The 19,917-nt window shown below is 55.7% G+C and carries 16 protein-coding genes and 1 pseudogene; 14 read left to right on the forward strand and 3 right to left on the reverse strand.

Annotation, left to right across the window (positions count from 1 at the left end; all coding sequences use genetic code 11):
• The first annotated feature begins 15 nt into the window (after positions 1 to 15).
• The 14 genes and pseudogenes from ACMGFH_RS19245 (at position 16) to ACMGFH_RS19310 (ending at position 16,545) form a co-directional block, all read left to right on the forward strand.
• The gene (locus ACMGFH_RS19245) at positions 16 to 930 is read left to right on the forward strand and encodes an NAD-dependent epimerase/dehydratase family protein (RefSeq protein ID WP_415380170.1); all 915 of its coding nucleotides are present in this window, start codon (positions 16 to 18) and stop codon (positions 928 to 930) included.
• Positions 920 to 2,200: a nucleotide sugar dehydrogenase gene (locus ACMGFH_RS19250; protein ID WP_415380171.1), complete on the forward strand. Its 1,281-nt coding sequence runs from the start codon at positions 920 to 922 to the stop codon at positions 2,198 to 2,200. The genes ACMGFH_RS19245 and ACMGFH_RS19250 overlap by 11 nt, the downstream gene beginning before the upstream one ends.
• Entirely contained in the window at positions 2,193 to 3,398 is a 1,206-nt protein-coding gene (locus ACMGFH_RS19255; RefSeq protein WP_415380172.1) for a glycosyltransferase family 4 protein, read from the forward strand. The genes ACMGFH_RS19250 and ACMGFH_RS19255 overlap by 8 nt, the downstream gene beginning before the upstream one ends.
• Positions 3,395 to 4,567: a glycosyltransferase gene (locus ACMGFH_RS19260; RefSeq protein WP_415380174.1), complete on the forward strand. Its 1,173-nt coding sequence runs from the start codon at positions 3,395 to 3,397 to the stop codon at positions 4,565 to 4,567. Before ACMGFH_RS19255 ends, ACMGFH_RS19260 begins: the two co-directional genes overlap by 4 nt.
• Positions 4,568 to 5,063: 496 nt before the next feature.
• Entirely contained in the window at positions 5,064 to 5,987 is a 924-nt protein-coding gene (locus ACMGFH_RS19265) for a glycosyltransferase family 4 protein (RefSeq protein WP_415380176.1), read from the forward strand.
• Positions 5,980 to 7,074 (forward strand): glycosyltransferase family 4 protein, encoded by a 1,095-nt coding sequence (locus ACMGFH_RS19270; protein WP_415380177.1) that lies wholly within the window; start codon positions 5,980 to 5,982, stop codon positions 7,072 to 7,074. Before ACMGFH_RS19265 ends, ACMGFH_RS19270 begins: the two co-directional genes overlap by 8 nt.
• A gap of 108 nt (positions 7,075 to 7,182) precedes the next feature.
• A complete protein-coding gene (locus ACMGFH_RS19275) occupies positions 7,183 to 8,694 on the forward strand; it encodes a polysaccharide biosynthesis C-terminal domain-containing protein (protein WP_415380178.1) in 1,512 nt (503 codons plus the stop codon).
• 495 nt (positions 8,695 to 9,189) lie between these two features.
• A pseudogene (locus tag ACMGFH_RS19280) lies at positions 9,190 to 9,320 on the forward strand (ABC transporter ATP-binding protein); the annotation flags it as partial.
• Positions 9,321 to 9,527: 207 nt separating this feature from the next.
• Entirely contained in the window at positions 9,528 to 9,887 is a 360-nt protein-coding gene (locus ACMGFH_RS19285) for a hypothetical protein (RefSeq protein ID WP_415380179.1), read from the forward strand.
• A gap of 536 nt (positions 9,888 to 10,423) precedes the next feature.
• A complete protein-coding gene (locus ACMGFH_RS19290; protein ID WP_415380180.1) occupies positions 10,424 to 11,746 on the forward strand; it encodes a sulfatase-like hydrolase/transferase in 1,323 nt (440 codons plus the stop codon).
• A 463-nt stretch (positions 11,747 to 12,209) separates the two neighbouring features.
• Positions 12,210 to 13,775, forward strand: a complete 1,566-nt coding sequence (locus ACMGFH_RS19295; protein WP_415380181.1) for a hypothetical protein — start codon at positions 12,210 to 12,212, stop codon at positions 13,773 to 13,775.
• A 411-nt stretch (positions 13,776 to 14,186) separates the two neighbouring features.
• Complete coding sequence (locus ACMGFH_RS19300; RefSeq protein WP_415380182.1) at positions 14,187 to 14,462, forward strand: hypothetical protein; 276 nt, start codon at positions 14,187 to 14,189, stop codon at positions 14,460 to 14,462.
• Positions 14,463 to 15,569 (forward strand): DUF4350 domain-containing protein, encoded by a 1,107-nt coding sequence (locus tag ACMGFH_RS19305; RefSeq protein WP_415380183.1) that lies wholly within the window; start codon positions 14,463 to 14,465, stop codon positions 15,567 to 15,569.
• Positions 15,562 to 16,545 carry an AAA family ATPase gene (locus ACMGFH_RS19310; protein ID WP_415380185.1) on the forward strand — a complete coding sequence of 328 codons (984 nt, stop codon included), beginning with the start codon at positions 15,562 to 15,564 and terminating at the stop codon, positions 16,543 to 16,545. Before ACMGFH_RS19305 ends, ACMGFH_RS19310 begins: the two co-directional genes overlap by 8 nt.
• Positions 16,546 to 16,838: 293 nt before the next feature.
• Here ACMGFH_RS19310 and ACMGFH_RS19315 read toward each other — a convergent pair whose 3' ends face one another.
• The 3 genes from ACMGFH_RS19315 to ACMGFH_RS19325 are packed head-to-tail and all read right to left on the reverse strand — an operon-like array spanning position 16,839 to position 19,842.
• Positions 16,839 to 17,867, reverse strand: a complete 1,029-nt coding sequence (locus ACMGFH_RS19315; RefSeq protein WP_415380186.1) for a hypothetical protein — start codon at positions 17,865 to 17,867, stop codon at positions 16,839 to 16,841.
• Positions 17,864 to 18,373, reverse strand: a complete 510-nt coding sequence (locus ACMGFH_RS19320) for a hypothetical protein (RefSeq protein WP_415380188.1) — start codon at positions 18,371 to 18,373, stop codon at positions 17,864 to 17,866. The genes ACMGFH_RS19315 and ACMGFH_RS19320 overlap by 4 nt, the downstream gene beginning before the upstream one ends.
• The gene (locus ACMGFH_RS19325; RefSeq protein ID WP_415380190.1) at positions 18,370 to 19,842 is read right to left on the reverse strand and encodes a DUF58 domain-containing protein; all 1,473 of its coding nucleotides are present in this window, start codon (positions 19,840 to 19,842) and stop codon (positions 18,370 to 18,372) included. The genes ACMGFH_RS19320 and ACMGFH_RS19325 overlap by 4 nt, the downstream gene beginning before the upstream one ends.
• Positions 19,843 to 19,917: the final 75 nt, after the last annotated feature.

A 19,917-nucleotide genomic window follows, 5' to 3' on the forward strand; every position in this document is an offset into this window, starting at 1 on the left:
CGGGAGGTATCAGGTATGGTGAAGATACTAGTCACTGGCGGGCTCGGTGCCGTCGGTGCTCCTCTGGTGGAAGAACTCGAATCACGTGGGCACGACGTCTGGGTCGCTGATCTCCCTTGGAGCGAGCGAGAGAAGTACTTCCGATGCGACGTGAGCGAATATCGTCAGATAGCATCGATTTTCGAGTCACACGACTTCGATTACGTCTACCACCTGGCGGCCGAATTCGGTCGGAAGAACGGTGAGGACTTCTTCGAGACGATGTGGCAGTCGAACGCCATCGGGACGAAGAACATGCTGCGATTACAGCGTGATCACGGGTTCCGAATGATATTCTCGTCTTCGAGCGAGGTGTACGGTGATTACGACGATGTAATGGAGGAGTCCGTCCCGCTCGAAGAGGGGCCGCGCCAACTGAACGATTACGCGATCTCGAAATGGGTCAACGAACAGCAGATCCTGAACGCCGCCGACAGGTACGGGAACGAAACCGTGCGCGTCCGGTTTTTCAACACGTACGGACCGGGCGAGAAGTTCAGTGAGTACCGGAGCGTGGTCTGCAAATTCTGCTATCACGCGCTGCACGACAACCCGTATCACGTCTACGAGAACCACCACCGATCGTTCACCTACATCGGGGACACTGTCCGGACGTTAGCGAATATCGTCGACAATTTCAAACCCGGCGAGGTGTACAATATCGCCGGCGAAGAGTACTACGACATCAAAGAATTGTCCGATATGATCCTCGAGTATCTCGGGAAAGACGACGACAAAGTAGAGTATCGCGGAACCGAGGAACACAACACCCTGAACAAGCGGGCGAGCGTGGAGAAGGCGAAACGCGACCTCGATCACCAAGCACGTGTCTCGCTCGAAGAGGGCATCCCCGAGACGATCGAGTGGATGCGTGATTACTATGACATCTAGTGCGAGTAAACGAACTGCCTCTTCGGAGGCGTTGCCCAGTGTCGATAAAGTTGTCGTCATCGGGACTGGGTTCATCGGCCTCCCGTTAGCACTTCAGCTGGCTAAAAAGGGGAAAACCGTCGTCGGAGTCGATATCGACGAGAATCTCGTCAAGGCGATCAACGACCAGTCGCTCAATCTCGACGAAGCAGAACTACAGGCATTGCTAGAAAGCGACGAAGTTGAAGAGAACCTGGTCGCTCGGACGTCCGCAGAAGAGGGCGATGCCTTCGTGATCTCGGTCCCGACACCGCTCACACAGCCACAGAAGAGTCCGGATCTCAGTGCAGTCGAAGCCGCGGTCGAATCGATCATCCCACACCTCACTGCGGGGGACGTAGTGAATATCGAATCCACGATCCCGCCGCTCACGTGTGATGACATTGTTGCTCCGATGCTGTCGGATGCCGGATTCGAACCGGGAGAGGACGTCTTTCTGGCGCACTCGCCCGAACGAATCCTCCCAGGGAACGTCTTCGAGGAAATCGTACACAACGATAGGGTGATCGGCGGGTATTCCGAACGGTGTTCGCGAGCAGCGGCCCAGCTCTACGAGCCCTTCCTGGAAGGCGACGTGTATCACACCGACCTGGTTTCGGCGGAACTCTGCAAGCTGATGGAAAACACCTACCGTGACGTCAACATTGCACTCGCGAACGAGTTCGCACTGATCGGTGGGGAACTCGGTATCGATATCACGGATGTCATCGGGCTCGCCAACAATCATCCCCGAGTCGATATCCTTCGTCCCGGGATCGGCGTCGGTGGCCACTGTCTCCCGATCGACCCGTGGTTCCTCAACGAAGTGGATCCGGAACACACGAACCTCATCACGACGGCACGGCGGATCAACGACATGATGCCCGAGGTGACAGCCCGTCGGATCCGCCACGCGCTAAGTGCCTACGATTCACCGCATATCTTGGCACTGGGGGCGGCGTACAAACCGGACACGCAGGATCAGCGGGAGAGTCCGGCTTCCGATATCGTCGCGGAACTCCAACTCGACGGCTACGACATCGGACATCGCGATCGGCACGTCGACGGAATGGAATACGACGACTTGCGTACGCTCGTCGACGAGCTAGACCCCGATGCACTCGTCCAGCTCGTCTGTCACAGCGAAACAAACGAAGAGCTCGTAGCCCTGTCCGACGAGTTGGAGCGCGACGACGTGCTCGTTCTTCGGCCGGGCGCCGGGAATCCACTTCATCCGGAGAGTAATGTCTGAGGCGGACGAGACGAGCGTCCTCGTCGTGACGCAGTTTTTCCCACCCGAATCGATGGGTGGAGCGCACCGATGGGAGAAGCTCTCTCAACACCTCGACGATTCGGTCGAACCGCACGTCCTGACGACGTTTCCGACCTTTCCCTTCGGTGAATTCGAACAGCGATGGGAGCTGGTCGAACGCGAGACCGTCAGTGGAGTTCCGGTCACACGACTCTTCACGTACCAGCCCGTTTCGGATACAGCCCTCGGGCGTATCTTGAATTACGGGGTGTTCTCGTTGTTGAGCACGCTTTACGTGCTCTGTACGTTCTGGCGGTACGACTCGATCGTCACGATGTCCGCACCGCACACGACGTTTCTACCCGGCCTCGTCGGGAAGCTTACTGGCCGCGGCTGGGTCATCGATATCTTCGACCTGTGGATCGACAACGCGGCCGACCTGGGATACGTCGACGAGAGTTCACTCGCCTATCGGGCTGTGAGTTGGCTCGAGCGCATATCGTTCGCTCGCGCGGATGCGGTAACCGTCATCACCGATACAATGGCCGAGTACTACGAGGAGAAGTATCCGAAGCTCTCGTTTGACGTCCACGTTGTTCCGTTTGGTGTCGATACAGAGCTATTCTCTCCCGACGTGGAGCCAGCAGATTCGGCCGAAGTCATCTATACGGGGAACCTGGGTACCGGACAGGCGTTTGTGCCGTTTCTTCGTGGGTTCGCCGCAGTCGACGGTGAGCCGGAACTGCTGCTGGTCGGTGGCGGCGAGCGCCGTACGGAACTGGAGGAGTTGGTCAGGGAACTCGGGATCGAAGACCGCGTGACATTTGCGGGATACGCTGACCGCGAGGAAATTCCTGCGCTTCTTGCAGGAGCAGACGTGAGTCTCGTACCGTTGAAAACGGAGTACCAACTTGACTACGCCCGTCCGACGAAGCTTCTGGAAACGATGGCAGTGGGTACGTCGTACGTGGCGAGTGACGTTGAGGAGATCAATTCTCTGAGTGAAGAGTGGAACGCTGGTATTGCCGTAAACAATGGGTCCAATGAGGTTGAGAAAGCATTACAGGATCTGCTATCTAGCAGAAATCGCCGCAAAGAGATGGGGAAAAAAGGAATCGAACTCATCAATGAGGAGCATCGCTGGGATGAAATTGGTTCCGTCGCTTCGCAGGCGATTCCGGGGGTGACCACGAGTTGAAGATTCTTCATGTCTGTGGCACGTTCCCACCGGCGTACGCGTACGGTGGCCCACCCCGGTCGGTAGAGAATCTCACTAGCGCTCTCGCCGACGCTGGGCATGACGTGACCGTGTACACAACCGATGCGAAGGATGCCGATGAACGGATTGGAGGGTACGACAATCCTGAGACACAAAATGAGGTTGAGGTGTTCCGGTTTCGGAACGTTAGTAACTCACTCGCTTGGAAGAATATTCAGGTCCCGCCGCGAATGCTATCCTCACTGCTGATTGAGGTCGGAAAGTTTGATGTCGTGCATACTCACGAGTTTCGGTCGCCGCCAACCGTGTTTGCCCATCTGGCGGCGGAAGTCAGGGATGTCCCGCATGTCCACCAGCCCCGAGGGTCAGTCCCGCGATTTGAACTAGCCAATCTCAAGAAGGTGTTTGATTCTGTTCTCGGCAAACGGATACTATCAGAGGTCGATCACATAATTGCCTCATCAAACACTGAAGCCTCAAAGTATCCAGACATGTTTTCAGACGTAGACTTCAAAAAGGTGAGACACGTCCCAAACGGTATCTCGGAAACAGAGTATCAAAATATACCTGGACAGGGCCAGTTCAGAACGGAGTACAATATCGACGAAGATGAACCGCTTGTACTGTTCTTGAGTCGTCTTCACCCTCGCAAGGGGGGCGATCTTTTGATCGATGCAGTCAGCGACATCTCCGATGAGTCAGTGCGGCTCGCCTTTGTCGGCCCAAATGAGGGGGCACGGGACAAGTGGAAAGCTAGAGCTGCCCGGCAGGGTCTTAGTGACCGCTCACTGTTCACTGGCCCGCTCTATGGGTCGGATAAACTATCGGCCTACGCCGACGCCGACGCGTTTGTTCTCCCCTCAAAAAACAAGTACGAGTCGTTTGGCAACGTCGTCCTTGAAGCGATGGCGTGTGGAACTCCAGCAGTCTGTACGGATGTCTGTGGGGTTGCGGAGTGGATTGACCATGATGCTTGTGCTGTTGTGCCTCCCAGGTCTGATGCCCTATTAGAGGGCATTCAAGACGTATTATCTTCTGATTCTTACTCTCTTCAAGGATACGTAAGAGATAATTTCAGTTGGAGTTCAGTAGCTTCAATGACTGAAGCCGTATACAAAGAGAGTAGGACTTCCACAGAGGCAAATTAATCGGAATACCGCCATTGAATGAAGGGATTTCAAGCGGACAGTCTATATATACTACTCTACTACCTGCTTCAGGAATTGGACAATTTAAAGTAAGAGGTGACGATTAAATCACTGATACAGATCTGGAAGTTTAAATTGACTAGGGGTTCACGGTTATCGACAAAAGTATCTCGCGATCTTAGCTGGACGATTGTTGTTATATATCTTGTTCCAAAACCCGTCATCGCATATATTATATCCCCACACTTCTAGTGGTCAAAGAAATAGACTAATGTCGACACACTATAATCTAAATACTGAAGTAGAGACAATTATCGCTAATCCAACCACAGAGATAGGCGGGACGGAAAAAAGTCTCCTGAGTTTGCTACGCCAGATGCCCCATTCCACTAGAAGTAATTGTCTGATTTTGCTGCCAGATAAGTCTGGCCCGTTGTACGACAAGATTACAGACTGTGGTTTTAATATCCTAACCACGTCTGCGGTCGAGTATAATGTGCCATACTACAATATTTCGGACTATTTAGATTCTGTCAAGAAGATTTTAAATGTTGTTCAAAGGACAAATGCAAGTGTGATATATTCAAACCAAGAGCACCTTGGACCGTACTTAAGCGCGGTGAAGTTGTTATCCGATACTACGACTGTTGTCCACATAAGAGGTCAAACTCCGCCAGAGCAAGCGTTTGCCCTACAACTCATTCTTCAGGACAGGATAATATTCAACTCCCAATTCATGTGCGATACGACTCTCTCTGAAGGAAAGATTGACTGGCTATCGCGATCTACTTCACACGTTGTTTATAATGCCGTTGAGTTGCCCGACGTATCGAACATCTCTCCGGTCCCTGAATATGACAACGAAGGAATTACTATTGGAATGTTTGGTCGGTGTGTTCCCTGGAAGAACTTTAAATTCGTTTTTGACGCTATCACGGATTCATCTCTCTACTCGGAAATTGGAGCTCTGATGCTTGTTGGCATCAACAGTGGACTTGGGGACGATAAATATGAAGCAGAAATAAAGGACATCGCGAGCCGCAGAGACCCACAGGATAAATTCAAATTAATCGGCTTTCAGGACGACATCTGGCCGTATTATATGTCCTGTGATATTGTTGTCGTCCCAAGCATAAAAGAACCATTCGGGCGAGTTCCGATCGAAGCAGGAGCGCTCGGTAAAGCAGTGTTGGCCTCTAATTCCGGTGGATTCCGGGAAACGATCCAAGACGACGAAACTGGCCTTCTTTTCGAACTGAGCGTCGAAGATTCCTTCCTTGACAAACTTGGCGAACTGGTGGATGACGAAGCATTACGTAACAAACTAGGAGAGCAACTGAAAAGAGATGTAAATGAACGGTTCTCTGCTGAGCGATATTACGATGATATGGCGGAGATTCTCGAGGTCAATGATGACTGACCCAAGTTCATATGCCGAGAATGTCTCTGAAAGTCTCAACATCCTCTTCATGCCCAGAAGTAATGAGAATCCGTATCAAAGTTCGCTGATGGAATCACTGGGCGAATCAGGCCATACTGTATGGGTCGGGGGTGGCAATCCCATCAATTTCGCAAGAGGCATCTCGGAGAACGGTATTCCCGACGTAATCCACGTTCACTGGTTGGCTACGTATCTCATTGGTGACTCTTGGATAACAACTCTCCTGAAATCAATTACCTTTGGAGTTTGCGCCTTGTTTGTCAAACTGATCGGAATCAAACTGGTCTGGACTGTACATAATTTGGCGGAACATGAGCGGAGGCATCCTCGGTGGGAAAGATTCGTCAAATCGCTATACTCAGGCTATATCTTTGACCGATTGATCGTTCACTGTTCTTCGGCCGTGGAGCTGGTTAAAGATACCTTCGGATGTGAGGGCGACAAGATTGATGTTGTCCCTCATGCCAACTACATTGGTCTCTATCCTGACAGTATCTCTGAAGAACGGGCCCGCGCTGAGCTTGGAATTGATCAAGACAAGACTCTATTTCTACATTTCGGTCAGATCCGAGATTACAAGCGTGTCCCGTGGCTGATGGAATATTTCAATAGAACCTGTGATGAAGATGCTCTTCTGTTAGTTGCAGGTAACGCCAGAACAGAAGAATTGGAGAAGGCGGTAACTGACCGTCAAAGAAACTGCGAGCGGATTTACACCGAGCTTCGATTCATTCCAGAAGAGGAGGTACAGTACTACTTCCGTGCAGCGGATGCGATGATTCTTGGTTTTGATAAAGTCCTTACGTCAGGGAGTGCTGTCCTTGCCATGTCATTTGGTCTCCCGATCGTGTCTCCCCGCTTAGGTTGCCTTCCGGACATGATCGCTGAAGATGGAGGATTCTTCTACAAGAATGATGACCCAGATGAACTGGTGCAGGCAATAGAACGCGCATTGGACTGCGAACTTAATGACGCTGGTACAGCCAATTTTCAAAGAGCAAAGCATTTTACCTGGGACCAAATGGCGAGTCTCACCGTTGAATCTTACTTACACCCGTTTGAATAACCGTTCGTTTCAGAGATAAATCGTTTAATATTTGGAGCCCAGTGTATCTGATAGCCTCTTGAACATGCCATCTCAATATTTGATAGATCAGTCTTAGTCAACTTCATTATGAAAACTAATCCAATCAGAGGATTCCTGTCTATCTTTTCATCACAATTTAGCATATTAATGCTAAATCTGATATTCACCCCTCTGATAGTGAGATTACTCGGTAGTTCCCAGTACGGGGATTACGCGTTTCTCCTCTCAATATTGGGGATTTCAATGATTCTTGTGAATGCGGGGATTTTTGACGGTCTACGCAAGTTTGTGGCGGAGAGTAGGGACATCCCAAATTGGGAGGATCACGTATTCGGACTCTATGCTAGAGTGGGCATGTTGTTTGCATTCACGGGTATCCTAATATTCACAATAGCAAATCTGACTGGAATCACCGCTCGTCTGTTGGGCCCCCGCTTTGAGAAGTATTTCTACTTGCTATCTGGTATCATCGTAGCTCGTCAAGTATTCAGTCTAATCCGAAGTGGGCTGATGGGAATGGGACTAGAGCAGATCTCAGAACCGCTGAAAACAGTCCAGAGGCTGGTATTCGGGATCTCTGCTATTTCCCTTGTTTGGATCGGAACCGAATTAAATGGCGTACTGATAGGGCATATTCTAGGGCCAGTAGCTGCCATCATAGTTGGCTTTTATTATATTTATAATAATTTCTCTCTTGGATCAGTTTTTCGTTCTCCCCCCGAGTCGTTCCCTCGCAAGGAACTACTCACATTCAATTCACTGAGCATACTGCTCATCCTACTCATGTCTTCACTGTATCATCTTGACATTCTCCTACTAAAACCACTGGCCGGAAGCCAGTCTACTGGGTATTACAAGGGTGCGCTGACGATTGCAGAGTTTCTCTGGTTCGTCCCTAACATACTGCAAACGGTCCTACTGCATTCAACCTCAGAGTTGTGGTCCGAGTCAGATACTTCACGTATCTCTAATCTGGTGTCACGAATTACGCGGTACACCCTCTTATTTACCCTTCTCCTAATAATGGGTCTCGCCGCCCTAGCTGACCCACTATTGCCGCTGTACTACGGCCCCGATTTTGTCGCAGCAGTCCCTGCTCTCCTACTCTTGCTTCCTGGCGCTCTCGGATTCGCGATCGCCCGACCAATCTTCGCTGTCGGCCAAGGGAAGGGAGACCTAACTTTGCTCATCGTCGCGACCGGAATCGCCGCAACGGTGAATGCGGTTTTGAACGTGATCCTGATCCCCAGATACGGGATGACTGGTGCGGCTATCGCGACAAGTATTGGGTACGGCTCAATGCTGGTACTGCACGGATATGCTGCTTACCGGATCGGATACTCACCTTTTTCGGATCTTCGACTGTTCCCTGTTGGGATTACCTGCCTTGTTTCAGCTCCAGTGATATTCGGGTCCGCGGTCTTGTTGGGACCTCGACCGATTTCCCTAGTCATTGTCCCACCTCTTGGTCTAATGGTTTACTCCGGCGTCGCGATCAAAGTGAAAGCCGTTGACCCTTCAGAAATATTCGTAGTTACTGGACATCTTCCTTCTCCACTATCTAGCTGGGTCAAAGCAGCAACTCAGGCGATCAAATGAGTAAATCGGGCTATCTGCCGAAGTACTACCGAGTTGTAATCTGATCGGGGGGTAACCACTGAAGTAGCTGAGTTGTCGGTGATCACTCTCTAACACTAGTGGGCGCGAGCCACCTCGAATACCTGCTACTCATCGTTCACCACGGAAGACCACTGAGCAACTTACTGAAACCGAAACATGGAGCAACATCGTGGTTGAGCGTAACTACCTATTCATATCAGTGATCGGCCGTGACCTGAAGCACAGAAAGAGCGTCCACTCTCGGCGCGTCACATCCGCTCCATATGCACCGGAGTCGGGATACTATGGAGGCCCTTGAACCGTAATTGATGGCGGCTATTATACTGTAAGTGCGTCTGTGCGATTGTAAGTGGATACTGATCCTCACTGCTGACTTTGTATTGCATTACCGGAGCCTCACCCCGTCATACACGGACTTATCCCCGGATAGCCCCCGACGGACTAGCAATAGAATGTCTAGCTCAGAAGCGCACCTTCATTATTGCCCACCGCCTGTCGACGATTCAGGACGCCGACGAGATCGCCGTGATGGAGGACGGAGAAACCATCGAGACCGGGACGCACACGGCGCTACTCGATACCGACGCACGTACGCAAATCTCTGAGACTCGCAGGCGGATATGAACGCTCGACCGGTGAGCGCAGACGACTGACGGTGTTGCGTCGCTGCCATTCGGGACAGCGGGGTAAGTAACCCACTGCGAACCGATGGGATTTAACATAATCCCCCGTTTTCGCTGGTTCCTCAGCAGGAGAGCCACTTCCGTTCAGTCCCGATTGAATTCAATTGGGTAAGCTATATCACACGGTCGGTGGCCAGTACAGACGCCCAAAGTGTTGGCACGGAAGTCGAGGCGTCCACCTACGACGGCAGTGACGGATGGACGAAGATCCAGAACGCTATCGACGACTTCGGGACCGATCCGTGCAAAGCCGTCGTCCGTGGCGACGGTTCCGATGCGAACAACGAGTGGTACGGTACGTCAACCATCAATCTCCCCGACAACACGGTCATAGAGCTCCTCGGTGACGCTTACGTCCCACAGACTGGGGGTCAGATTACAACATCTTCCGCAACACTAACAACCTTGCCGACGGATCCACTGGCAATGAGAATCTCCATATCTATATCGACGCATTGTCCGAGATCGACGGGCAGGCGAAAGAACTAGACCGACCAGGGTGACGTCGAGCAAAAGGACGATTGGGCTGGCGACTGATCCATCTCCGCTCGGTTAACCATTGCTCGGTATCTAGGGAAGGACCCATTCACGATATTGTTCGGCACGCAATCGAGTTGTTGGCGGCGAAAGAGATCTGGGTGGGCGACCTTGAGTTCTACAATTGCTCCGATTATGCAGTCTCTGTTTCTGATGGATTCAATCGCTAACGATGGAAGCGTCCACGACTTGACCAAGGCCATCAAGTAACTCTGACTCGAAAACAACCAAGGGATGGAATAACAACCTCTCTGTCAGCCGCACCGTCCGATACGGGCCAGAGAAACGGTCTTTGGCCCCGATTGAAGCGGATTCTGGCGGAGAGGATACGGGAGTCAATCCTCAACACCAGTGTATCTCCGCCTGACGAGTACTACATCGTTGCCGATAGGTCACTGTACGGTTCGAAGTGACCTTTAAGCAGCTGGGGGCGAGGGCGCTACCACTCAGATACCTTGAAGTGCTGTTAGCATTATATTCAGGTATCTATGGACATCCAACTGACCCAAATCAAGAACATTTTACCAGATTCTGCAAGAAACTATCTCACATCCCTTTATTTCCGATATAAAATGGTTGAGTCGGATCTGGAATACGTATCTCCCGATCAATCATTGTACCAGAAGGAAACAGCACCTGACCACATTCTCCTTATTATCATCGACGCCCTTCGACCAGAACAGCAACTGGATGTTAATCTGGATTTTTGTACCGGTGTGGCCGCCGGGACGTGGACATTCCCCTCTGTAACCAGCATTGCTACTGGTCAGAGGCCAAGTGATCACGGTTCAGTAGCACATACTTCATCATCTGACGAGGAATATGCGATGCCCAAGCAGACGGATTCTCATTTCCATCTTCCTCAAGATCTGGATGCTGCGGGGTATGATACTTACGGTGGGTTTGCCTTCATGACGCCCTTCTTAGCACTTCAGGGGGCTTTCCAAACACATAAACTCTACGAGGATGCACCTGCCGAAACTGTTCTAAACGGTTATCGCTCTTGGCGAGAGTCGCGAGACTCTACTTTTGGATACCTTCATTTAGGCGATCTACATGCACCGGTTGAGCCGCCAAGAGAGTATATAGAATCATATAACGTCGACACTTCCCTGCGCGAACTTTCGGAGATCCGGGCTTTCAAGACCGATTTCGATCCAGCTGATGAAGACTGTCAATATTACCGAGACAACAAACTACGTCTCTATCGCGCAGCTTCTGGATACGTCACCGATCAGCTAAGCCCCCTCATCTCGAAAATTCAAGACGATACAGCAATTGTTCTCGCTGGCGACCACGGTGAAAGCCATTGGGAACATCAGCATCTTGACCAACAGATCACTGATTCACGGCCTAATTACTGTTTTGGCCACGGTGGAACACCCTTCGACAAATTAGCGAGAGTACCAATTGGAGTGTCTGAACAGGTACCTACTCCGACGGGGGGATGGGCTTCACTCCGGGACATTGGGCCAACTCTCGTAAATTTTGCAGTCGCCGATTCTGATGTACCTGGGCATGACTGGGAGGACCCGATCCCGGAGAACCGAGCTGTTATCTGTGAATCAACACGATATGGTGTTGAACGGAAAGCCGTGTATCGGGGCAGACAAAAACTCATTCGCTCAGAAGCAGATGACGTCACATTGACTGCGGCAATTACGTCTGATGGAGAATCCTTTGAGAACTTCTCTGATGAGACTGTCGACGCGCTTTTAGATCAACTGCCAGACGATTGGGTCGGAAGCGAGGAAATTGCAGATACAAGCGAGATGGTCCAGGACCAACTGGAAGCACTTGGCTACCAGTAGTTCGGAGAGAACACACCACTACGATCACTTCATTCGAAACCCCAGAGGCGGCGACTGTTTCGCATACGTATCAACTGAAATACTCGGTCGGTATAGACAGTACTCATACCTCTTCGCGTTCTGAGATGAACTTTGAGCGCGACTACGGACTATCAAGTGCAGTCACTCCCTACGTCAACGCCCACTGGTCATAGACGATGGGGGCCGTGAAGACAGCCTCATACCCACATTCTCGGTCAGGGGTGGTTCAACACTTCGGCAACGACAAAGTATACAAATCTCAACCGCGCCAGGCGGAGGGATGGCGTTGTGGAATCCGCGTCAGTGGACTTCTGGCGATATGATCCTGATCCGTTGAGACTTCCGTGACTGGCCAGCAAAGGCAATATCTGTACCACCCCGTCAAGCAGAGAAGTGTTGGTTTAGAAAGTTATTTTTAGACGGGGTTAGAATTCTGTCTATCTTGCGTCGCATCTGGAAAATTGCCATCACGCTCACGCTCTTTTGTGTCTCACTCACAGTTGCTATTGGTCGAATTCCGTCAGAGGATCTCCCTACCCCAACGATTTACATCATTTTACTGGGTCTGGTTGGGATAGGAACGCTGACCACATTATACGGACCCCCGATGGAAGTTGGTTTTCCCATCCTCATCCTCACAGCCGCCCTTCCGGTTTTCTTGGTGATTGGACCGGGGAAACCAGGGCTGTATGGCTATGATCCCTACTATATACTTAGTGCTGCACAGGAATTCAAATCAGGAATAGGGATTGACACCCTTATCTATGAGTACAACACTCGCCCACTTCTCTATGGATTGATAACCGTTCTCTCATCTATCTCGGACATCAAAATCGGAACGGTGGGGAAATATCTCCCCTTGATGACTGTCTTCATGTTAGTTTTCCTTATCTTGCTATTTCGGACGAGAGAGCGAGTGATTGTTGCCCTCCTTGCTGGATTTGCGATCGCGATGTCCCGCCCAATGTTGCTTTTTCAGTCCAAACTTGTACTACAAATCATTTCAGTCCCATTATTGTTCCTTGTTCTATTCTTATCGCTACGATACCCTTCATCAAAACGACTGACGGCGACTGGATTGTTAGTTGCCTTCTCACTCGCAATAGCTCACAAGGTTACTGCTGCGATTGCTTTGGTGCTGCTGTGCTGTCTGGCTTTCAGTCTTCAAGCAACCAAAACACCGTTACGAAGAATCGTTGGGGAGCGCGATCTTAATGATACTCGTGTCAGTGATCTTATTCAGTTGGCGCTATTAATTGGAATAATCTTCATATGTACCTTTATTTACGCAGACGAGAATGCTTTTATCGGATATTCGCTGTCGCTATTTACCAGTGATCAGGTCGGCTCATCTGCAACGGCCCTACCAGGTTACACCCTAATACAGACCGTCGCGATATATGGCCAGCTCGCCCTTCTTGCGGTCCTTTCGATCATGAATGCAGTTGTTGTATTGCCGAACTATAATAGTCGCTGGTGGGAGGTTGGCTTGGTGGGTTTCAATGGACTTCTAATGGTTACTTTCCTCTATCAGTCGACAACTGGCTCACTGACAGGGTTGCATGCAAATAGGCTTCTATTGTTCTCTGTGCCTCTCTTATTCGTGATCGCACTATCCGTGATTTACCGAGTGGAGCGGCTGAATTCGCTCTCCTCAGTCCGATCTGGGGTCATTGTAGCGCTGATACTGTCATTTTCGGCTGTTCAGCTGATGGGTGTCGCGCCACACGCATTATATGGTGATATGGACGATCCCATAGCGGAGAGCCATTTCTCCACCGAACTTCGATCAGGAGCAGACTGGGGCGCTGATTACGCAGATGAGATAATAGGATTCGAACGTGACGTCTGGCGAGACTATGCTGGTGCGACGTTTACTGACATATCCTGGACGAATAACTGTCGACAGGGGGCATTATTCGTGGTCCGAGATGGGGTATCGGCATATGAAACAGACAAGAAAAACAATATTTACCAATCAACTAACCTCACTTTATACCAATGCTGAACCTTCAAGATCTCTATCGTAAGATAAAATTCAGCGCAGTAGTCTTGGGTTTTAATTGCAGCTGGCTGGTCAATCTTACCTTGGTTTACAACAAATAGTGGTCCCTCCCATCTGACGGTCATCTCCGTATTTTTGTGTGATTATTATTGCAACTTTCACCCATATCGATTTAAACCCCTAAGCAGTCCTATGTGCGTACTGACCGGTAATGATTTTCTCAGGAACGGTTGATGTTCACCGGCACATACGAGATATTAGACGCAAATCTTGTGATTGGGTCGAGGTTGATTCTCCAGTCGTGGTGAGTCTCTCGAATGACCTTCTTCGTCGCGATAACTGTAACCGACCCTCCGGTTCTTATTTACGAAGCCCTGCCGTCAGTCGAAACTACCCGATCGATTCGCCCGAGATATGAGTCTTCATCGCCGCCAGCGCTTCGTCCACCGAAATCTCGCCTGGATGCTCGCAACAGCGCTGTTGCTCGTTCTCCTCAATGCTCTCACGCTCGAACTGTTTTTCGTGGTCTCCCTGATCGGCTTCCTCGTCACCATCGAACTCGCCACGCCGGTCGCAGTCACGCCGCGCTGGCGCCGACGCCTCCGCTGGATCGTCGCACTCGGCTTGCTCGTATTTGGCTACATCGTCATCCGCAGAATCCTCACCATCCTCCCACCGGTGGTGATATAGATGGCTCTGCTGTGGCGTAACGTTTCGTATCCACGTGCACTCGCCGTTTCGCTCGCGCTCGTCCTCGCCGTCGTCCTCCTCTACGGCGGGCTCACCTCGACGACGGCCTTCGGCGCCTACAACTCCGCGTGGGACGGCGCGAGCGACCTTCGGGACCTCGCGGATGACCAGGATAGCGAGGCGATTCTTGCACAGAACACCACCGCCTACGCCGACCACGACCCCAACGAAACGGTCAGCGTCGTCCTTTCGCCGGACGAGAGCTACGGCCAGACAGACGCCCGACGCGTCGAGTCGTTCATCCGCGAGGGCGGTACGCTCGTCGTCGCGGAGGACTTCGGCAAGGAATCGAACGCACTCCTCGCCGACGTCGGCGCACAGGCGCGCTTCGACGGCCGACTCCTCCGCGACGAACACAACTACGACACCGCTCCCACCCTGCCGCTCGCCGACAACCTCACCAACCACCCCTACACCGAGGGCGTCGACCAGCTCACCCTCAACCGCGGGACGCCCATTGAACCCGGGAATGCGACAGTCCTCGCGACCACGACCAACTACAGCTACGTCGACGCGAACCTGAATGGCCAGCTCGACGAGAGCGAAACGATGCGTCAGTATCCGGTTGCCACGGTCGAACAACTCGGCGCCGGGGAAGTCGTCGCCGTCGGTGACCCGAGCCTGTTCATCAACGCGATGCTCGAACGAGAGGGCAACCGGCAGTTCGCTCGCAACCTGCTTGCCGCCCACGACACACGGCTCGTCGACGTCTCTCACCTCGAAACTCTGCCTCCGCTCGTCCGAGCGCAGTTCGCCCTCCAAGACTCGTCGCTCTTGCAGGCCGGCGTCGGCCTCTCACTGGTCGTCCTCGTCGCGTACCTGACCAATGTAACGAGTCTGGCGGGTGCGATACGGCGGCGACTCACCCCTGGATCCGTTGACTCCCCGCTCGATGCAGACGCGCTCGGCGACCCGTTCGCGGCCGCCGACCGATCGTCGGTCGAACGGTGGATCCACGAGCGCCATCCCGACTGGGACCCCGAGCGCGTGGGGCGAGTGACGGACAGCGTTATCAACGAGACAGCGGAAGGAGGAACCGATGACTGACCCGTCGGAGCTGTACGCCGACGTCGAAGCCGAGATCGGGACGCTCCTCGTCGGCATGGAAGCGCAGATCGAGTTGCTGACGATCGCGGCGCTGACTCGCGGCCACGTCCTCCTCGAGGGCGTCCCGGGGGTCGCGAAGACCTCGCTGGCCAACGTCTTCGCGACGGCGACCGGTTTGGACTACAACCGCATCCAGATGACGCCCGACACGCTCCCGGCGGATATCACGGGGACGAAGGTGTACCGCGAGCAGACGGGCCACTTCGAGGCCCAGCGCGGGCCCGTGTTCGCGAACGTCGTCGTCGCCGACGAGATCAACCGAGCGACACCGAAGACGCAGTCGGCCCTCCTCGAAGCCATGGAGGAGAACCAGGTGACCATCGAGGGCGACACTTATCCGCTCCCGGATATGTTCATGGTCGTTGCGACGCAGAACCCCATCGAAATGGAGGGTGTGTTCGAACTCCCGGAGGCCCAGCGCGACCGTTTCCAACTAAAGGTGATGGTCGATCTCCCGTCCCGTGAGGACGAGCTCTCGCTCGTCGAACGGTTCCACGACGACCCGACGCTGACGCCGGACGACGTCGAGCAGGTCGTCGGTCGCGGGGACATCCAGCGAGCCCGCGAGATCGTCGCCGACGTCCACGTCGACGAGAGCGTCGAGGAGTACATCGTCGACGTCGTCGGCGCGACGCGCGACCACCCGGACGTCTCCCACGGCGCCTCGCCGCGTGCGACGCTCGCGTTCCTCAACACCGCGAAGGCCCGCGCGGCCATCGCCGGTCGCGACTACGTCATCCCTGACGACGTGAAGGCGATGGCCGAACCCATCCTCGTCCACCGACTCATCCTCAGTACTGAGGCGGAACTCGGCGAGGCCGACCGCGCGGCGGTCGTCGAGGACGTGCTCGATTCCGTCGTCCCGCCCGGCGGCGAGCAGTCGACCCCCGAAGCTGAACCCGTCGAACAGGATTGAGACGCCGCTCCCGACTCCGAGTCGAGTCTCAGACTTCTTCCCGCAAAATCCGACCCGTCCTCAGTTCGAGTTGCCGATATCGCGAACGAGGATCTTCCCGCAGTCAGCGCAGTTCAACACCCGGTCACCCTTGTACTGGTCGGTAATCGTGTTCGCCCCACAGTCCTCACATTCCACGATGGCTTGTATCATGCAGGCAGCACTGAGAACTGCTCGCGCCGCCCTGATAAAGCCATACCTGTTTGAAAGATTCGGATGCCGTCGCAGATCCACGAAACTGGGTTCAGCGGTGCTCATGTGCCGGCCGACTGTGCGTCGTCGCCCCACCGGACGGTGAGCAAGTACGCATCGCGGCCGTCTTCGACGGTGTCGACCTCGAGGGTCACTGCCTCCCCCAATGCACGCGCGAGCGCGACGGCGTACAGCGAGACGGCGGGGTTGTCGAAGCGGTCGGCGGGGCCGTAGACCGTCTCGCCCAGGCCGACGGTGAGCCGACCCGTCTCGCTCGCGTCGACGCGCGTCCGGTCGAGTAGTTCGAACTGCTCGACGAGGGCATCGCCCACCTGCTCGGCCAGCGGGCCGGGCCGCTCGGGCGGTTGGCCGGGAAGCGCCTCCGCGAACAACTCGTAGAGCGAGCGACCCGTCGGCGCGAACGTCGCCCCGCGACCCGCTTCGTCGCGGGGCACGACCAGGGAGTCCGTCAGCGCGTCTCTGTCGGGCAACTCGTAGTCCTCGTACTGCGGGACGAACAGCCGCACCCGTTCGCCCGCGTCGCCGACCGGCGCGTAGACGCGCTGCTCGGTGAGCCCGAGTTCGGCGACCAGCGCCGCGCGGTCGTCGGCCATCGTCTCGAAGACGCCGCGACCCACGTCGGCGGCGACGAACCGCTCGGGCGTCAGGTAGAACGTGAGCAGCCCGCCGAACAGGCCGATCGATCCGAGCACCAGGAGGACGTCCCGGAGACTCGGTAACAGCGCCGCCCAAGTCACGCCGACGAAGCCGAGCGCGGCCAGCCCGACCGCAGTACGGCGGTACTGGGCCGTCCGCGCCCGCTCGTACGTGGCCTGTAGTCGTCGGTTCCGCTCCCGCACCCGCTCCAGTTCGACCACCAGTTCGTCCCGGGAGCGCTCGGTCAACTCGTCCGATCCGGACGGCGCCGTCGAACCGTCCGGATCGTCGGCGGCCGTCACCGCTCCATCGGTATCGTCGGGATCCGTCGGGGCCCCGTCGGCCGTCGGTTGCGACCCGTCACCGCGAACGCGGTCGCTCGCGGTTTCGGTCGGGGGCTCGGCGCCGTCGCCGCGCACGTCGTCACCGCTCATCTGTTCTCACCGAACTCGGAGAGGGCGATTAAATCCAGGGATACGAACCCGACGGCGCTCGCGACCAGCACCGCGACCACCGCCACCCAGCGGATGTTCGTGAGGCTGTACGCCGCAGCTGCGACTGCGCCGACGATCACGAGCGCGACGATCACTGCCAGCGGGTCACGCAGTCGGTCGCCGGTGATCGTCGTCGTCAACAGGAGCACGCCGAGCGCGGACAGGGGCAAGACCGTCGACGACAGGGGTGCCCCTTCGGGGACGAGCGCGGCTGTCGCGACGACGCCGGCGACGAACACCGCGACGTTCGGCAGAACGAGCCACGCGATCGCGAGTACGCCGGCCGCGGCGACGCCGGGGACGCCTGCGACCAGCCAGAACGCCGCAGCGACCGCGACGAGGACGAGCACGTCGACTCCGGAGCGCCAGCGACCGTCGGTCCAGCCACTCCCCGTCGTGTCTGTACTCGCTCGCTCGCCGCCAGTTCGGGTGTTCGTTCCACTCATCGCGGTCTCACCGTTCGTCGGTCGGGTGCGTTCGCCAGGACGGTCGAGAGTCGGTCGGCGGGCCCCACCTCGAACGCGGTCACGCCGGACAGCGAGGACAGATCGCGGCGGAACTCCTCGAAGTCGAGGTACGCGTCGTAGGCCGCGTCGAGGTCGCCGAGGCCGCCCGGTTCGAACAGCGCCGTCGGCGTCATGAACACGAGCACCGGGCCGCGGTCGCTCGCCCGCTTGACCGCCTCCCGGAGTTCGGTTCTGCGCTCGTCGTCGGTGACGACCACTGTCCACTGCACGCCGGCCAGCCGCGGCGGTTCGGCGTCGACGGCGCGGAACAGCGGCCGGTCGCTGATCGCTCTGACGTACGCGTCCGGGCGGTCGAAGAATGGGCCGACCCGAGACGCGAAGGCCGAGTTTTCGCCCGCGAGGCGTTGACTGGTCGTCCGGACGCGCTCGGGCGCGGTCGGCGTCTGCGACGCGCGGACACGCTTTGCGCCCCGGTCGCCGACGCCTGTCTCCGCGGACTCGGCGGCTTCGATCGGCGTAACGGCGTTCAGATGTCGACGAATCTGCCGCAAGTGGTCCATATCGGCACGCGGTTCGAACACGCCGGTGAGACCCTCGTCACCGACGGTCTGGCAGCCGATCCGCTCGGAGGACTCCTCGGCGTGGTCGACGAACGCGAGCGCGACGTGGCGGGCGTAGTCGAGTTTCGACTCGCCGGGCGACCCGTCGGCCGTCCCCGCTCGGTGGTCGACGAAGAGGTGCGTCTCGCGGTCGGTCTGACTGGTGAACTCCCGGACGTGGGTCTCGTTGAGCCGGGCTGTCGCCTTCCAGTCGATCCGTCGGACGGCGTCGCCGGCGACGTACTTCCTGACCTCCGCCGGCTCCAGGCCGCGCCCGGCCTGCCCGCTCTCGTGGTCGCCGAACCCCGCGGTGATGGGGTCGCCGCCCTCGCCGACGTGGACGGTCTGTGGGCGCCGCGCCTCGACGGTCACGGTCGGCCGCTCGGTGGCCGGGCGGAGCCGCTGTTCGAACAGCCCGAGTCGGTCGCGGGCCGTCACCGCCGGCGGCCCGAAACTGAACGTCCCGGCGACGGGCCACCTGAACTCGTACGTGCCTCGCGCTTCCGTCCCGCCCGGTTCCAGCCGTAGCGGCGCGACGCTCCCGTCGGCCGCGACGGGCGGTTCCGCGTCGACGGTGAGGACGAGCGACCCCGTCGAATCTGCCTGCGCGGTGACAGTGAGGTACGTCGTCGCGTCGGTCACCGTCCGCGCCGCCGAACAGCGCTGTGACACCTCCAGCGACGCCGACGTCTCCCGGAGCGCGGCGAGAAAGCGGTACTGCTGGGCGAGCAGCCACGCGCAGACGCCGCAGACGCCGACGAGCAGGGCCGGGCGCCCGATACTGACCGTCCACGCGCCGGCCGCGACTGCGAGTGCCGCGAGTACCCAGAACCGCCTCGTGGCTCGCATCGGTTCGGTGCTCGGCGCCCGCGTAGTTGAGGATACCGGTGCGACGTAACCCGCTCGAACACCGCCGACCGTCGG

This window comes from Halosimplex rarum (assembly GCF_047715405.1).
Classification (GTDB): Archaea; Halobacteriota; Halobacteria; order Halobacteriales; family Haloarculaceae; genus Halosimplex; species Halosimplex rarum.

What these genes read in the sequence shown, in the direction of transcription:
- ACMGFH_RS19245 (WP_415380170.1), top strand. Translation starts at nt 16, where the DNA reads ATGGTGAAGATACTAGTCACTGGCGGGCTCGGTGCCGTCGGTGCTCCT.
- ACMGFH_RS19250 (WP_415380171.1), top strand. Translation starts at nt 920, where the DNA reads ATGACATCTAGTGCGAGTAAACGAACTGCCTCTTCGGAGGCGTTGCCC.
- ACMGFH_RS19255 (WP_415380172.1), top strand. Translation starts at nt 2,193, where the DNA reads ATGTCTGAGGCGGACGAGACGAGCGTCCTCGTCGTGACGCAGTTTTTC.
- ACMGFH_RS19270 (WP_415380177.1), top strand. Translation starts at nt 5,980, where the DNA reads ATGACTGACCCAAGTTCATATGCCGAGAATGTCTCTGAAAGTCTCAAC.
- ACMGFH_RS19275 (WP_415380178.1), top strand. Translation starts at nt 7,183, where the DNA reads ATGAAAACTAATCCAATCAGAGGATTCCTGTCTATCTTTTCATCACAA.
- ACMGFH_RS19290 (WP_415380180.1), top strand. Translation starts at nt 10,424, where the DNA reads ATGGACATCCAACTGACCCAAATCAAGAACATTTTACCAGATTCTGCA.
- ACMGFH_RS19300 (WP_415380182.1), top strand. Translation starts at nt 14,187, where the DNA reads ATGAGTCTTCATCGCCGCCAGCGCTTCGTCCACCGAAATCTCGCCTGG.
- ACMGFH_RS19305 (WP_415380183.1), top strand. Translation starts at nt 14,463, where the DNA reads ATGGCTCTGCTGTGGCGTAACGTTTCGTATCCACGTGCACTCGCCGTT.
- ACMGFH_RS19310 (WP_415380185.1), top strand. Translation starts at nt 15,562, where the DNA reads ATGACTGACCCGTCGGAGCTGTACGCCGACGTCGAAGCCGAGATCGGG.
- ACMGFH_RS19315 (WP_415380186.1), bottom strand. Translation starts at nt 17,867, where the DNA reads ATGAGCGGTGACGACGTGCGCGGCGACGGCGCCGAGCCCCCGACCGAA.
- ACMGFH_RS19320 (WP_415380188.1), bottom strand. Translation starts at nt 18,373, where the DNA reads ATGAGTGGAACGAACACCCGAACTGGCGGCGAGCGAGCGAGTACAGAC.
- ACMGFH_RS19325 (WP_415380190.1), bottom strand. Translation starts at nt 19,842, where the DNA reads ATGCGAGCCACGAGGCGGTTCTGGGTACTCGCGGCACTCGCAGTCGCG.